Origin of the sequence: Dokdonia pacifica, from assembly GCF_900188275.1 — a bacterium.
GTDB lineage: Bacteria > Bacteroidota > Bacteroidia > Flavobacteriales > Flavobacteriaceae > Dokdonia > Dokdonia pacifica.
In genome coordinates this window covers 271,482-286,228 of record NZ_FZNY01000002.1, presented here as the reverse complement: position 1 = coordinate 286,228, position 14,747 = coordinate 271,482, and the positions used below count along the sequence as shown (strand labels likewise).

General features: G+C 33.1%; 14 protein-coding genes. 7 read left to right on the top strand and 7 right to left on the bottom strand.

Annotation, left to right across the window (positions count from 1 at the left end):
• Positions 1-45: 45 nt before the first annotated feature.
• The 7 genes from CHB80_RS08585 to CHB80_RS08555 all read left to right on the top strand — a co-directional run bounded on the left by CHB80_RS08585 (position 46) and on the right by CHB80_RS08555 (position 9,097).
• The gene (locus CHB80_RS08585) at positions 46-2,001 is read left to right on the top strand and encodes a peptidylprolyl isomerase (RefSeq protein WP_089371037.1); all 1,956 of its coding nucleotides are present in this window, start codon (positions 46-48) and stop codon (positions 1,999-2,001) included.
• A complete protein-coding gene (locus CHB80_RS08580; protein ID WP_089371036.1) occupies positions 2,002-2,862 on the top strand; it encodes a peptidylprolyl isomerase in 861 nt (286 codons plus the stop codon).
• Positions 2,846-4,213, top strand: coding sequence for a peptidylprolyl isomerase (locus CHB80_RS08575; protein WP_308489200.1), 1,368 nt, complete (start codon positions 2,846-2,848; stop codon positions 4,211-4,213). Before CHB80_RS08580 ends, CHB80_RS08575 begins: the two co-directional genes overlap by 17 nt.
• A gap of 5 nt (positions 4,214-4,218) precedes the next feature.
• Complete coding sequence (locus CHB80_RS08570; RefSeq protein WP_089371034.1) at positions 4,219-5,172, top strand: AAA family ATPase; 954 nt, start codon at positions 4,219-4,221, stop codon at positions 5,170-5,172.
• A 283-nt stretch (positions 5,173-5,455) separates the two neighbouring features.
• The gene (locus tag CHB80_RS08565) at positions 5,456-7,726 is read left to right on the top strand and encodes an aconitate hydratase (protein ID WP_089371033.1); all 2,271 of its coding nucleotides are present in this window, start codon (positions 5,456-5,458) and stop codon (positions 7,724-7,726) included.
• A gap of 104 nt (positions 7,727-7,830) precedes the next feature.
• Positions 7,831-8,499, top strand: a complete 669-nt coding sequence (locus CHB80_RS08560; RefSeq protein ID WP_089371032.1) for a Crp/Fnr family transcriptional regulator — start codon at positions 7,831-7,833, stop codon at positions 8,497-8,499.
• 31 nt (positions 8,500-8,530) lie between these two features.
• Positions 8,531-9,097 (top strand): TlpA family protein disulfide reductase, encoded by a 567-nt coding sequence (locus tag CHB80_RS08555; RefSeq protein ID WP_089371031.1) that lies wholly within the window; start codon positions 8,531-8,533, stop codon positions 9,095-9,097.
• 28 nt (positions 9,098-9,125) lie between these two features.
• On the opposite strand, the gene CHB80_RS08550 is transcribed toward CHB80_RS08555, so the two are convergent.
• The 7 genes from CHB80_RS08550 to CHB80_RS08520 all read right to left on the bottom strand — a co-directional run bounded on the left by CHB80_RS08550 (position 9,126) and on the right by CHB80_RS08520 (position 14,701).
• The gene (locus tag CHB80_RS08550; RefSeq protein WP_089371030.1) at positions 9,126-10,106 is read right to left on the bottom strand and encodes a hypothetical protein; all 981 of its coding nucleotides are present in this window, start codon (positions 10,104-10,106) and stop codon (positions 9,126-9,128) included.
• Between the two features lie 53 nt (positions 10,107-10,159).
• Positions 10,160-11,215, bottom strand: coding sequence for a bestrophin family protein (locus CHB80_RS08545; protein WP_229746859.1), 1,056 nt, complete (start codon positions 11,213-11,215; stop codon positions 10,160-10,162).
• A 174-nt stretch (positions 11,216-11,389) separates the two neighbouring features.
• Positions 11,390-11,944: a YbhB/YbcL family Raf kinase inhibitor-like protein gene (locus CHB80_RS08540; protein ID WP_089371029.1), complete on the bottom strand. Its 555-nt coding sequence runs from the start codon at positions 11,942-11,944 to the stop codon at positions 11,390-11,392.
• Positions 11,945-12,032: 88 nt separating this feature from the next.
• A complete protein-coding gene (locus CHB80_RS08535) occupies positions 12,033-12,872 on the bottom strand; it encodes a helix-turn-helix transcriptional regulator (protein WP_089371028.1) in 840 nt (279 codons plus the stop codon).
• A gap of 13 nt (positions 12,873-12,885) precedes the next feature.
• Complete coding sequence (locus tag CHB80_RS08530) at positions 12,886-13,296, bottom strand: DUF3052 domain-containing protein (protein WP_089371027.1); 411 nt, start codon at positions 13,294-13,296, stop codon at positions 12,886-12,888.
• Between the two features lie 83 nt (positions 13,297-13,379).
• The gene (locus CHB80_RS08525) at positions 13,380-13,820 is read right to left on the bottom strand and encodes a hypothetical protein (protein ID WP_089371026.1); all 441 of its coding nucleotides are present in this window, start codon (positions 13,818-13,820) and stop codon (positions 13,380-13,382) included.
• Positions 13,821-13,861: 41 nt separating this feature from the next.
• The gene (locus CHB80_RS08520) at positions 13,862-14,701 is read right to left on the bottom strand and encodes a hypothetical protein (protein ID WP_089371025.1); all 840 of its coding nucleotides are present in this window, start codon (positions 14,699-14,701) and stop codon (positions 13,862-13,864) included.
• Between the last annotated feature and the right edge of the window lie 46 nt (positions 14,702-14,747).

Genomic DNA, 14,747 nt, shown 5'->3' with positions numbered 1-14,747 from the left:
TATACCTTTGTAGATTTGTTATTTTTGCAAACCCTTATATTCGTTATGAAAAAATACCTGTATACATTTTTATTACTGTTTAGTTTTTCTATTTGCTATGCGCAAAATAATAATGATGTTCTATTAACAATTAATGGACAAGACATCACTGTAGAAGAATTTAAAGCTGTCTATCTTAAAAATATTAGCTTAGTTCAAGATGAAGCTCAAAAGGATCCTAGGGCTTATCTAGAGTTATTTAAAGAATATAAGCTTAAAGTACAAGAGGCATATAAAGATGGTTTGGATAAAAACCCAGCCTATGTAAAAGAACTTGCTGGATATAGAGCGCAACTCATAAAAAATTATCTTACTGATGTAGATGTTACAGAGGCATTAATAAAAGAGGCATATGATCGAACTATAAATGAAGTAAAAGCGCGTCATATTCTTGTGAAAAATTTGCCTAATGCTTCACCACAAGACACACTTAAAGCATATACTAAAATTATAGAGGCTCGTAAACGTATACTTGCAGGAGAAGATTTTGCTACCATTGCAAAAGAGTATAGTGAAGATCCATCTGCTAAAACAAATGGTGGAGAACTAGGATGGTTTAAAGCATTTAAAATGGTGTATCCATTTGAAAGTGCTGCATTTACTACAGATGTAGGCCAAGTGTCAGAACCATTTAAAACCCGTTTTGGATATCATATTGTACAAACTACCGATAAGCGTCAGGCGAGAGGAGGTATTGAAGTTGCTCACATTATGCTTGCACTAAAACAAAAAGATTCAACATTAAATCCTGCAAAACGTATTAAAGAAATATACGCTTTATTAGAACAAGGAGAGTCTTTTGAAAAATTAGCACAAGCACATAGTGATGATAAAAGGTCTGCAGTTAAAGGAGGAAAGATATCCCGCTTTGAGTCTGGTCAATTGAGTAGTAAAATATTTGAAGAACAGGTTTTTAGTATAAGAGAAAAAGGAGCCTATACACAACCGTTTAAATCTGAGTTTGGATGGCATATTGCAAAATTAATTGAACGTTTCCCAGTAGGATCTTATGAAGAAGAACGCGCAGCGTTAGAAGAAAAGCTTACAAGAGATATTAGAGCAAAGCAAATATCAGATTCCTTAGACGCTAAATTAAGAGTGAAATATGGGGTTGAAGAGAATATAGAGCTCCAAAAGTATTTTGCTACTCTCTTCACGGATGCAGATTTCACATCTAGAAGATGGAAGTATGTACCAAATGAATTTGAAAAAAGTACCGTTGCACTTACACTAAACGATGCCACATATACATATGCCAATTTTGGTAGTTATTTAGAACGATTTCAAAGAGGTGGTACCTATGCAAATAAAGCACAGCTTATTAAAAAACAAATATTTGATTGGACGAATAAAACTATAAAAAAATATCACGAAGATCATTTTGAAGAAGTAAATAGTGAGTTTAAAGCGCTCATTAGAGAATATAGGGAAGGGTTATTACTGTTTGAATTATTAGAAACAAAAGTTTGGGAAGTAGCAAAAACTGATTCTTTAGGTATTCAAAATTACTTTACTAAAAATATAGAGTCATATAGAATTCCAGAAACTGTAAAGATGACTATGATTACCGCTTCTGATAAAAAAACATTGACTGCTGTTAGAAAATTATTGAAAAAAGGAAAATCTCAAGAAGAAATTGAACAGAAATTCAATATAAATGAACAAGTAAACGTTTTATTTACAAAAAGAGAAGTGCCTACTAATGACACTACCTATATCGCATCTACTTATACTCCTGTAAAGGGCATTAGTAAATTATATGAGTTAAATTCTGATCATGTATTATATGATGTTGAAGAAATAATGGCCTCAAGGTTATCTTCTTTTGAAGAGACCAGAGGTGCTATTATTAATGATTATCAGAAACATATAGAAAAAACGTGGTTACAAGGACTTAAAGAAAGTGCAACAATAGAGGTGAACGAAGCTGTTTTAGATCGTTTTATTAAGACGTTAAAGTAAATGAAGTTACCATCGTATATAGTAGTATTTGTGAGTTGTTTTCTAATGATCTCCTGTGACTTTTTTAATAAAACAACCTCAGATCAGGATGTCGTTGCAAGAGTAAATGATTCGTATCTATATACTTCGGAGGTAGAAAAACTATTTGCAAATACAGATTTTGCTTTAGATAGCACCACGGTTGTTACAAGTTATATCAATGACTGGGCAACAAATCGATTATTATTAGATGGAGCGTTACTTAATTTATCAAAAGAAGAACAAGATAAGTTTGAAAAATTGGTACAAGATTACCGTACTGACCTATATATAAAACTATATAAAGATAGATTAATACAACAACGATTAGATAGTGTTGTATCTGACCAAGAAGCACAACAGTTTTATGATCAGAATAAAGAAAACTTTAGGCTTAATGAAGAATTAGTAAAATTACGATACATTCATTTAGCTCCTGATTATAACGATAGTAAAAATGTACAAGAACATTTTATAAGCTTTGAAAGAGAAGATAAAATACTATTAGATTCCATACGTCTACAGTTTAAGAACTACTTTCTAAATGATTCTACATGGGTAAAACGCAGTGTTGTACAAAACAGTATTCAACCTGTAGACGCTTCAAATGCCGATAAATTGTTAAAAAAAACCAATTTCTTACAACTACGAGATTCATTAGGTTTATATTTGATCGCTGTCAAGGAAACTTTATCACGTAATGATATAGCTCCCTTAACATATGTAAGGCCAACAATTAACCAAATTATAAGAAACAAACGAAAGTTAACACTTACAAAGCAACTTGAAAAGGAGATTAAAGATGATGCTATTAAAAACAAAAAATTTGAAATTTATAATTAAAACGCTTGTCCTATTATTTTTGTGCCAACCTTTATTTGCACAAGATGGAAATACAAACCCTAAAACTAAGTTTAAAGTAGATGGTGTGGCAGGTGTAGTAGGAGACTACTTAATTTTAGAAAGTGATATCGATAAATTCTTATTTGATATTAAAAGTCAAGGTCAATCTTCTGTAGATATTACGCCTTGTCAAGTGATGGGGAAATTACTAGAAGATAAATTACTAGCGCATCATGCTATTCAAGATAGTATTGTTGTAAATGATGCTCAGATAAATTCTGAAGTAGATCAAATTATTGATCGTTTTGCACAACAGTTAGGCTCTATTCAAAAAGTAATAGAATACTACAAAAAAGATAATATTGCAGAGTTAAGAGCAGAATTATTTGCAATACGTAGAGATATTCGTCTTTCAGAAAGTATGAATGAAAAAATTATCACGAGTGTAGATGTAACTCCAGATGAAGTAAAATCTTTTTTTGAAAGTATTCCAGAAGATGAATTACCAACTTTTGGTGTTGAACTTGAAATTGCACAAATCGTTATTGAGCCTAAAGCAACAGATGAAGAGCGTCAACGTATAATTGATCGTTTGAATAGCTTTAGATCAGACATTCTTGATAATGGAAGTAGCTTTGCGACAAAAGCTGTATTATATACAGATGATGCCGCTTCTCGTGGTGATGGTGGTTTTATGACGATCAATAGAAAAACGCCATTAGTAAAAGAATTTAGAGATGTGGTATTCGGATTACAAGAAGGAGAAGTTAGTGAGCCTTTTGAAACAGAATATGGCTTTCATATTGCGACTCTTGAAAAAATAAGAGGTGATAAATTAGAAATTAGACACATACTTCTAATTCCTGAAGTAGGTAAAGCTCAAGAAGAAGAAGCAAAAGATAAGATAGAGCGCATTAAAAAACGTATTGAAGAAGGAGAACTTACTTTTGATCAAGCTGCTCGTGAATTTTCTGATGAGAAAGAAACCAAATATGATGGAGGTGTATTAGTAAACCCTGTTACTTTAGATAAGCGTTTTGAATTAAATAAGTTAGATCCTACCTTATATACAAAGGTGAATAATCTAAAAGACCAAGAAGTATCATTGGTATTTAATGATCCAAGTCGTACTGGAAAAACACGTTATAAAATATTGACTGTAAAAAATAGATTAGAAGAGCACAAAGCCGACTACTCTAAAGATTACATTAAAATTAAAGATTTGGCACTTAGAGAAAAGCAAATTAAAGCTATCTCAGAGTGGCAAAAAGAAAAAATAGAAGAAACTTACATCAAAGTAAATGGTGATAACCGTGACTGTGAGTATGTAAGTAACTGGTTGAAAAAATAAAACATATGTCAGACGTAGCTGCTATAAATCAATTAGTAGAAAAACATAAACAACTAAAAGCAGAAATTGCAAAAGTAATTGTAGGACAAGAAAAAGTGATAGATGAAATTCTTCTATCTATATTTTCTGGAGGTCACGCCTTGTTGATAGGAGTACCCGGACTTGCAAAAACCTTAATGGTAAATACGATTGCCACTGCATTAGGATTGGATTTTAAACGTATTCAGTTTACACCCGATTTAATGCCTAGTGATATTTTAGGTTCTGAGATTTTAGATGAATCACGCCAATTTAAGTTTATTAAAGGACCTGTTTTTTCTAATATCATTTTAGCAGACGAGATCAACCGTACACCACCAAAGACACAAGCGGCACTACTTGAAGCTATGCAAGAACGCATTGTTACCGTAGCTGGAAATAGGTATCCATTAAGTTTACCTTATTTTGTGCTAGCAACACAAAACCCCATTGAGCAAGAAGGAACATACCCTTTACCCGAAGCTCAATTAGACCGTTTTATGTTTGCTATAAACCTTGATTACCCTTCTTTTCAAGAAGAAGTAGATGTTGTCAAAGCAACGACATCAGATCATAAACCTACTGTAAATTCGCTCTTCTCTGATCAGGAGATTATAAACTTCCAGCAGTTAATACGCCGTATTCCTGTAGCAGATAATGTGATAGAATACGCTGTACAACTAGTAAGTAAAACAAGACCTAAAACCGAATCAGCTGCACAAATTGTAAATGATTATATAGATTGGGGAGCTGGACCTAGGGCTTCACAAAACCTTATTCTTGGAGCAAAAACCCATGCTGCTGTAAACGGAAAGTATTCTCCAGATATAGAAGATGTGCAAGCGGTTGCTACTGGTATTTTACGCCACAGATTGATCAAAAATTACAAAGCTGAAGCCGAAGGATTGAGTATTGAAGATATTATAAAAAGTCTTTTTTAACGCTTTTTTGATACAAATTGGGTACTTTATATATACGCTTTCGCGAAAGCGTATACAGTCGCACACGTATAAATAGGACCTTAGATTATAAAATCCATAATTTTTCCTAGCTGTTTTTGTGATTATCGTATAAATAGTAGTCTATTTTTCCCAAATAATCTGTAGGGTTTTATTGTGAGAGTCGTCATATATACTGTTGTCTTTGTCGCTTTGATTTCGTAATTTCGCGAGACTGAAAACAACACTTAGTAACCTGAAAATAACTTAATACACCAAAAAGCATATGGCATTTGATATTGATATGATCAAGGAAGTCTACGCAAGAATGGCCGAGCGTGTAGATACGGCTCGTGATCTTGTAGGAAGACCATTAACACTTTCTGAAAAGATTTTATACTCTCATTTATGGGAAGGCAAACCAACCAAGGCCTTTACGAGAGGAAAAAATTATGTAGATTTTGCTCCTGATAGAATCGCTTGTCAAGATGCTACAGCACAAATGGCTTTATTACAGTTTATGCAAGCAGGTAAGGATAAAGTAGCAGTACCTACAACAGTACATTGTGACCACCTAATCCAAGCAAAAGAAGGAGCAGCAACAGATTTAAAACATGCAAATGATGTAAGTAGTGAAGTATTTAACTTCTTAGAATCTGTATCTAATAAATATGGAATCGGTTTCTGGAAACCAGGAGCAGGGATTATTCATCAAGTAGTTTTAGAAAACTATGCATTTCCTGGAGGAATGATGATCGGAACAGATTCTCATACAGTAAACGCTGGAGGATTAGGAATGATTGCTATTGGAGTAGGAGGAGCAGATGCTGTAGATGTTATGGCAGGAATGGCTTGGGAACTTAAATTTCCAAAACTAATTGGTGTAAAACTTACTGGAAAATTAAGCGGATGGACAGCACCAAAAGATGTAATCCTTAAAGTAGCTGAAATCCTTACTGTAAAAGGAGGAACGGGAGCTGTTGTAGAATACTTTGGACCAGGAGCCACTGCAATGTCTTGTACAGGTAAAGGAACTATCTGTAACATGGGAGCAGAAATAGGCGCAACTACATCTACATTTGGATATGATGAGTCTATGGAGCGTTACCTTAAAGCTACTGAAAGAGCAGATGTGGCGGAAGCTGCAAACCAAGTAAAAGAACATCTTACTGCCGATCCAGAAGTATACGCAAATCCAGAACAATATTTTGATCAAGTAATTGAAATTAACCTTTCTGAATTAGGCCCTTTATTAAACGGACCATTTACTCCAGATTTATCTACTAGTGTAGGACCAGAAATGACCGAAAAGGCAACTGCAAATGAATGGCCACTACAAGTAGAATGGGGATTAATAGGGTCTTGTACAAACTCTTCTTATGAAGATTTATCAAGAGCTTCTTCTATTGCACAACAGGCATTAGATAAAGGATTAAAAATGAAAGCAGAACTGGGAATTAATCCAGGTTCTGAACAAGTGCGTTACACAGCAGAAAGAGATGGTATCTTAGAAGTATTTGAAAACTTAGATGCTAGAATTTTCACTAATGCATGTGGTCCTTGTATAGGACAATGGGCTCGTTATAATGATCCTAAAAATGCACCAAAAAATAGTATCGTACATTCTTTTAATAGAAACTTTGCTAAGCGTGCAGATGGAAACCCTAATACACACGCCTTTGTTGCTTCACCAGAATTAACAGCAGCTATTGCTATTGCAGGACGTTTAGACTTTAATCCGCTTACTGATTCATTAATTAATGAAGAAGGTCAAGAAGTAATGTTTGATGAACCTACAGGATGGGAATTACCTCCAAAAGGATTTGACGTAAAAGATAACGGATACTTAGCTCCAGAAGAAGATGGAAGTAAGATTAATGTCGTTGTAAATGAGACATCAGAACGTTTACAATTATTAACACCATTTGTGCCTTTAGGAGATACTATCACAGGTGCAAAACTATTAATAAAAGCATTTGGTAAATGTACTACAGACCATATCTCTATGGCAGGACCATGGTTACGTTTTAGAGGTCACTTAGATAATATTGCAAATAATACTCTAATCGGTGCTGTAAATGCATATAACAAGAAAACAAACTTTGTAAAGAATCAACTTACAGATGAATATGGTGGTGTGCCAGATACACAGCGTGCTTATAAAGCCGCAGGAATCAAAACAGTAGTTGTAGGAGATCATAACTACGGAGAAGGATCTTCTCGCGAGCATGCAGCAATGCAACCACGTCATTTAGGAGTTGCTGCAGTAATTGTAAAGAGTTTTGCACGTATTCATGAGACAAACCTTAAGAAACAAGGAATGCTTGGACTTACATTTGCAAACGAAGCAGATTATGATTTAATTCAAGAAGATGATACATTCAACTTTGTAGATTTACATGAATTTGCTCCAGAAAAACAACTTACAATTGAAGTTGTGCATGCAGATGGAAGTGCAGATACTATCAAAGTGAATCATACATACAATCAATCACAAATAGATTGGTATAATGAGGGAAGTGCTTTAAACCTTATCAAAAAGGAAAACGCAGCATAATTCATTATAAATAGACTTATAAAAGAGCTATCCGTGAGGATAGCTCTTTTTTTTTGTAAGAATTTACCAAACACATCGACCTAACGTAAAACTGCTCCCCACACATGAAAAAAACTTGGTTTCTTGAAGATGTAAATGTTTTTGGGTTACTCTGCCCACATAAATTTAAACGCTTTAAAAAATCTCATAAATTCTCTCAATATAAAAAAAGAGATTACATCTACTCAGAAGACGATAATGCAAATAAGGTTTATCTTATTGAAAAAGGAAAAGTAAAGCTAGGCTATTACGGTGAAAATGGTGAAGAAGTTATTAAAGCTATCTTAACCAAAGGAGAACTCTTTGGCGAAAAGGCCATTCTAGGTGTTGAAAACCGTACAGAATTTGCTCAATCATTAGATCATAATACATCTATTTGCCCAGTTTCTGTAGAAACGATGCAAGACTTAATGAGAGATAATGAATCCTTTAGTCTTAAAATGTATAAGTTTTTAGGTATTCGATTCAAAAAACTTGAAAGGCGTTTAGAAGTATTACTTTTTAAAGACACAAAAACACGGGTTTTAGAGTTTATTAAAGAACTTGAAGACGATTATGGGTATTGTTGTCCAGAAACAGGAGATACTGTTATAAATCATCCGTATACACAGAAAGATATTGCAACGTTAATAGGAACATCTAGACCTACACTTAATACGATTCTAAACGAACTAAAATCGGTAGATACACTTGATTTTAATGGAAAAGAGATTCGTTTAAAACAAACCGATTAATATGTATCTTGGTATATAGAATCTACATAGTATGAAAAAGAAAAAACTCAGTATAAAAAACATCCTCTTTCTAGTTGTCATTGCATTGCTTATTATTCCGCAAACAAGAACGCCTATTCAGGTTGCTATTAATAAATTGAAAGTTCAGATTTTTTCTCCTTCCGCTTTCGCGAAAGCAGACCAAACGCAATTAGAACCTTTTACCTATAAAGTGACATCTATCGATGGTCTTTCTCGAGATGCTAAAATAGGGCAGGGCAAAGTAACGTTTATAAGCTATTGGGCCACTTGGTGTCCACCATGTATAGCAGAGTTACCGAGTATCGAAAAGTTGTATGCAGATTATGGAAATAAAGTAGACTTTGTATTAATCACAAATGAAGAGCCCGATAAAGTAAAACGTTTTTTAGAACGTAAACAGCTTAATATACCAGCAGTCTTACCACAAATGGAAACACCAGAACAGTTATATGAACGTAGTATTCCTACCAATTATATAATTGATAAAACAGGAAAAATTGTCATCAAAGAAAAAGGCGCCGCCGATTGGAATAGCGATCAAGTTCGGGAGACATTAGATAAACTAATCACAGGCTAGGAGAGTTACTACTTGGTAGTAACAAAAATTATTTGGCTACAGGTACTATGTTAGTAATTGTATTTACAGCATTAATATTGTAAAATGCATTTACCGTTTTACCATTTGCCTTGACGGTATCTTCATCTATAAATAGTTTGAAGTTTAGGGTTGTACCATCTTCGCTTACAATTGAAATAGTACTAGGAATATCCCCAGAAGTTATTGTAGCTGCTCCTTGTAAAACACCTGTTATTTGAAGCCAATTCTCGTCATATGCTGGTGTGTGTGTTCCAAATAACGATGTTCCAGAGACATGTAAATCTTGTAAATTATTTTCTAAGGTAGATGTATAATAAATTGTTGCATAATCACCTACGAGACTGTTTAATTCTTCAATATTCATAGGAATTGCTTCTATGTTTAGATTGAAATGTACGTTGGCTTTACTGCTTATAAATTTGGCGGTAACTATAAAAAATGGATAACTACCATCTTCTACCTTTTCAATACGTCCAAATTCTCGTAATTCATCATCTAAAGAATTGTTTTGATCTTCTAGATCTACCCATTTCTTTTCAAAATATAAGGTTGTTTTTTCACCTAGACTGTCGGTTGCAATAGTCTCTACAAAATGTTCATTATGATTCTGATATTTTATACGAAGCTGTGTGTTTTCCTCTAACTCATAATAGGCTCCTAAATCAAGATTAAAAGGATTGTTCTGCACATCATTGGTGAAAACTGATAAAAGAAATAACCGTTTAGATAAGGTGTCCGGTTGCGCATATCCATATATTCTATGGTCTTTTTTAATATTGGCATCTAAATATAGTAGGCTATCATATACATATGCATTTGTGATGTTATCTCCTGCCCGCCATACACTTTTTGAATGTGCCAAATCCATACTATCTAATGCAGTTGCTCTAGTACTTTCCTTTTTTTCTATGACTTTAGAGGTCGTCTCTTTACAAGCTATACATAGTATGCATAGTATAATAGGAAGTATGTGCATTACTTTTTTCATAATGCACTCAATGTTTCGAGTATATGTTTGACTAGGATTATACATTCTTTATTTTAAAACTGTGTGTCATGTTTTACTGGAAATTGTTCAGGAATCTCATCTAGAGATTCTCCAAGATTTTGTCTCAAATCAATTTCTATTCCCCTTGCAATTGTCGAAATAGGAACATCATTTGCTGTCCCTTCAAAGGGGTTTTCTCCAGTTCTTCCTATACGTTCCATGGTATGAAAAATCCATGCTACAATAACATAAAAGGGAATGGTAAGCCATATAAAATAGGTTCCTATCAGTGAATTTTGATTAGAAATCTCCATGCCTATTTCAGCAAATTGAGGTACTAAAGCCAATGGTAATAGTAAAACAAAAATCCACATAAAGAAATGGTTAAGAGTAGCAAAATGTCTTGGATACGGAAAGTTTTTGATACGTTCACTTTTACCTTGCAGTGTTAAAAGTTCTTCTAAAACACCTTCTAGTTGTAAAAAGGCAAACTCCCAGATAATACCTTTTTCTTTGAGAGTTTTTAAATGGTGAGATTGTAAATACAATAAAGCAGTTTGCTTATTGTTTTTACTCATTGCATATTCATGGTCGCTTTCTGATATGTAGGGTTTTATATCTTCTTCTACGCTAATATCACTTTCGGGAGGTAGCATACCCCATTCTCGATTTGTCTTATGTTTTGCTGTGGTTTCCCAAGGTTTTGATGCTCGCATGGCATGTCGTAATGCGGTCATCCACGCAATATGCCTGTAGGTAAGCGCTTTGATTTCTTTGGTAAGTTCTTCATCTTTTATAGGCGTTTTTGCATGCTCATTGGTGATCATATCTTGAACATACATTCCAAATGTTCTAGAAGTATTTACAATACCTCCCCATATTTTACGAGCTTCCCAAATACGACCATAAGCAGCATTATTTTGGAATCCTATCACAAATGCAACTGCAGTACCTATAAGGGCTAGTGGTGTCCAGGGTATTTTTAACCATGAAATATCAAGAAAAAAATAAGCAGTTACCCAAGCTACAATAATGAATAAAAATAGTGAGGTTTCAAATCGAGTCCAGACAGCCATTTGAAAGGCTGTATATCTTTTTTTAATGTGCATTGTATAAAGATATGAAATATGATGTATACGCTTTATCGCTTCGCTCTCCTTATAGTCGTGAATCTCACAAGTTCGATTTCGCGAAAGCGTATGATTGCAAATAAGTATTACTAAATTACAATAGCGTAGTATTCTAAGGCTTGAATACTACGCTATTGAAAATTGTTTTAGATGCTATTTCTCTCTTTTGTAATAGGATACAATACTTGCTTTTGCAAGAGTGTTATTCCATAAATAATAACCAACTACAGCGGGATTTGTTTTTTCATTTAAACCTAATGATTCTGTTTTTAATGCATATACAGTAATGATGTATTGATGTAAGCCATGTCCTTCTGGTGGGCATGGTCCTCCATATCCCATAGCTCCATAATCTGTGATACTTTGTATCGTTCCTTCTGGAGTTAAATTGAGCTTTATATTTCCTGCATCTGTAACTAATTGTGTTGTTGATGAAGGGATGTCAAATACAACCCAATGCCACCATCCACTGCCCGTTGGAGCATCTGGATCATACATAGTGACTGCAAAGCTCTTTGTGCCCTCTGGAGCATTTTTCCAAGATAACTGAGGAGATTGGTTTTTTCCAGTACATCCAAAACCATTAAACTCTTCTTGAGTAGTTGCTTCTCCACCTATAGTATTACTTGATAAGGTAAAGGTGTTTTGCCCAAATAGCGTAGTAGAGATTGCTAATAAGATTCCTAAAATAAGATGTGTGCTTTTCATAAGATTTGTGTTTTAATTACAATGCAAATCTATCACGAGAAGAAGTTTTAGTAGTGTCTTATTTAGCTCAAAAAGTATTGGTAAAAGCTCAATTTATTTGATATTGTTTTGGTGTCACCCCAAATTTTGTTTTAAAAGCTTGAATGAAATTTGATAAACTCTCATATCCGATCTCTTCAAATATATCTGAAGGTCTATTTGCTGTATCTTTTAATAAAAGTGCAGCTTGTTCTAATCTTTTTTCTTGAAACCACTTGCTAGGAGAGCTATTAAAGTGTTTTGTAAATTCTCTTTTGAAAGAAGAAATGCTCATGTTTGATAAAAAAGAAAGCTCTTTTAGAGTAAGTTTGTTAAGCTTATTTGATTCCACTATTTCTATGAAGTGTTGCTGTTTACTATCAATAGTATTCATAAGAGAAAAAATGAAGTCATTACCTCTGGTCTCTTTTAAATACAACATAAGCTCTTCAAATTTCGCAGATAATAATTGGAGTTGAATCTTAGGATTTAATGTATTGATATGTATTAAACTGCTAACAAATGTTTGTAAAAAAGTATCATATTCAAAAGAATGAATAGATGATGTATTTATTGTTTTTGGGGTAGGTATTTTGTGTTTTTGAATAAAGTGTACTAACGATTCATTTGAAAAGAAAAACAAAATACTTCTATAGGAATCAAAGGTATTTGCTAATTTTTCTGTCATTAAACAATGTCCAGACTTCATCAATAAGAAATTAGAGTTTTCAATTGTGATTGTATTCCTATCTGAAAACACCTCTTTATACCCTTCTTGTAAAAAACTAAAAGTATTAAGTTTTAGCGATACCATCTGTTTAAGAGATTCTTCAGAAGTCTGATAGTCTACCAAATAGAATGGCAGTTTGATTTCTGAGTTAAAATGGTCAGGCAAATGAATTATATTCATATCTAATATGGTATTACCTATCCTTACGTCTATATACAAACTTGAGTCCGCTCCAATCCTGATCTATAGCAGCAACTTTTATATCTACAAGACCTATGTTTAATAGATGTTCTCGGATAGGTTCTCTTTTTAAATCTGTTTTAATTTTTGAAGCCCCTTTTGGCCAACTTACCCATAAAAGACCATTTCTCTTTAGTGCGCTTTTATGCACTTCACTAATGCGTTTTAATTCATCCATAGTTGTACAGAAAACATGAATAAAATCTACACTCTCTGGTACTATTTCATCCAGGATAGTAATGTTTTCAGGGAAGTCTTCAAATAGATGAAAATAGTGCTTTGGGTGATTATAAAGAAGTATGTGATAGCCTTCTTTAATCCCTAATTTCTTTCCTAAAGGTGTTCTTGAATATCCAGCGGGCATATACGTTATTCTTTGATCAATACTAGTAGGTGTAAATTACACATTTTAAATGTATTTATATCCCGCTAATGTCTAGATGATTTTTAATGTTTTACTTCAAACTCTTCCGTAAAGGAATCATCCCATTTGAATGCATTGATCACCCAGCCATAATCGTTTTGATAGTATGTAAATATGATACGTATAGCCGTATTTTCATATCGCACTAAATAGGTTTCTCTAATCGCAATATCTGCAATAATTTCATCCTTTACTTTTAATGTTCCAATAGGTTTACCAAATCGGTCTTTAATAATGTTTAAATATTTTATGGTTTTCTCTTCTAAAGATTCAATCTCATTTTGAGGTAATGGCCAGTATGGGGCTAATTTTTCAAAGGATTCAGAAATTTTATTTTCTTTAAACAAGGCAACGACTTCCTTAGATAGTTCTTGTGTCTCTGTGACACTTCGTAAATATTTGTCTTGTGCAAATAGTTGTAGACTAATAAATGAGAAGATGGCTATAATAAGTGTTTTTTTCATGTATCTATTTGTTATGGTTTGTACTATTAGTAAGTTTTATTTTAAAAATCGATATCAACATCTACATCCCAATCAGCGCCACTATCTATACTAAAATAATCATCGATAGAATCAAACATCTCAGAGATGTCAGATAGTAGATCTGAGAATGATAAATCTGGATCAGTCATAAAATCAATCCAAAACCAATCATCTACTAACTCTTTATGGTTCTCTGTAGATGACATTGAAGTTACTTTTAATTTTTCTAAAAGCTCAAATTTTAAATTCTTTAATAGAAAAATGTTTCCTTTTAAGAATACTATAAGTTTTAAAGCATCATCAGGTTTATTTTCAATCAAGTAACCAATATTTTTATCTACTTCAAGAAGGTGTTCAGTAATATCAAGTTTTAATTTTTTTCCTTTTTTATTAGTAGAAACAATAGAAAAAATAATAGAAAAAAAACTATTTTTAAAATAGTCATTAAGTTTTAAATCTTTAATAATTTCCTTTTTATACTTGTACTCAGATGTTATTTCTTTATAGATCTCTCTTATGTATACTTTTAATTGGAAATAAGTATCCTCATCGATTCTCTTTGTGAAGTAGTTTTCAAAACCACTTGGACTATATGTAGCGAAGTTTTTACCTGTCTCGACAATTACGTATTCTCTTAGATGTGGATCTCTAGCATGAGCTCGCTTTAAAACCTTTTTGATGATAAGTACTTGTTTTAAAGTTAAGTCAAATAGCGTTAATTTTAAAAGTTCAATGAGATTTGCCTTAGTATCTAAAAGTAGTTGAGTGCCAGCAGGTTTTAATTTGGATAATTGATTGATAACTGCGTCATCAAGTTTTGTGTTAAAATTAAAAAATACAATGCTGTTAGTGTTTTTCAAAAGTGATGGTTAATGATGTTGCTTAATGTAAGTGTGGAAGAAAACT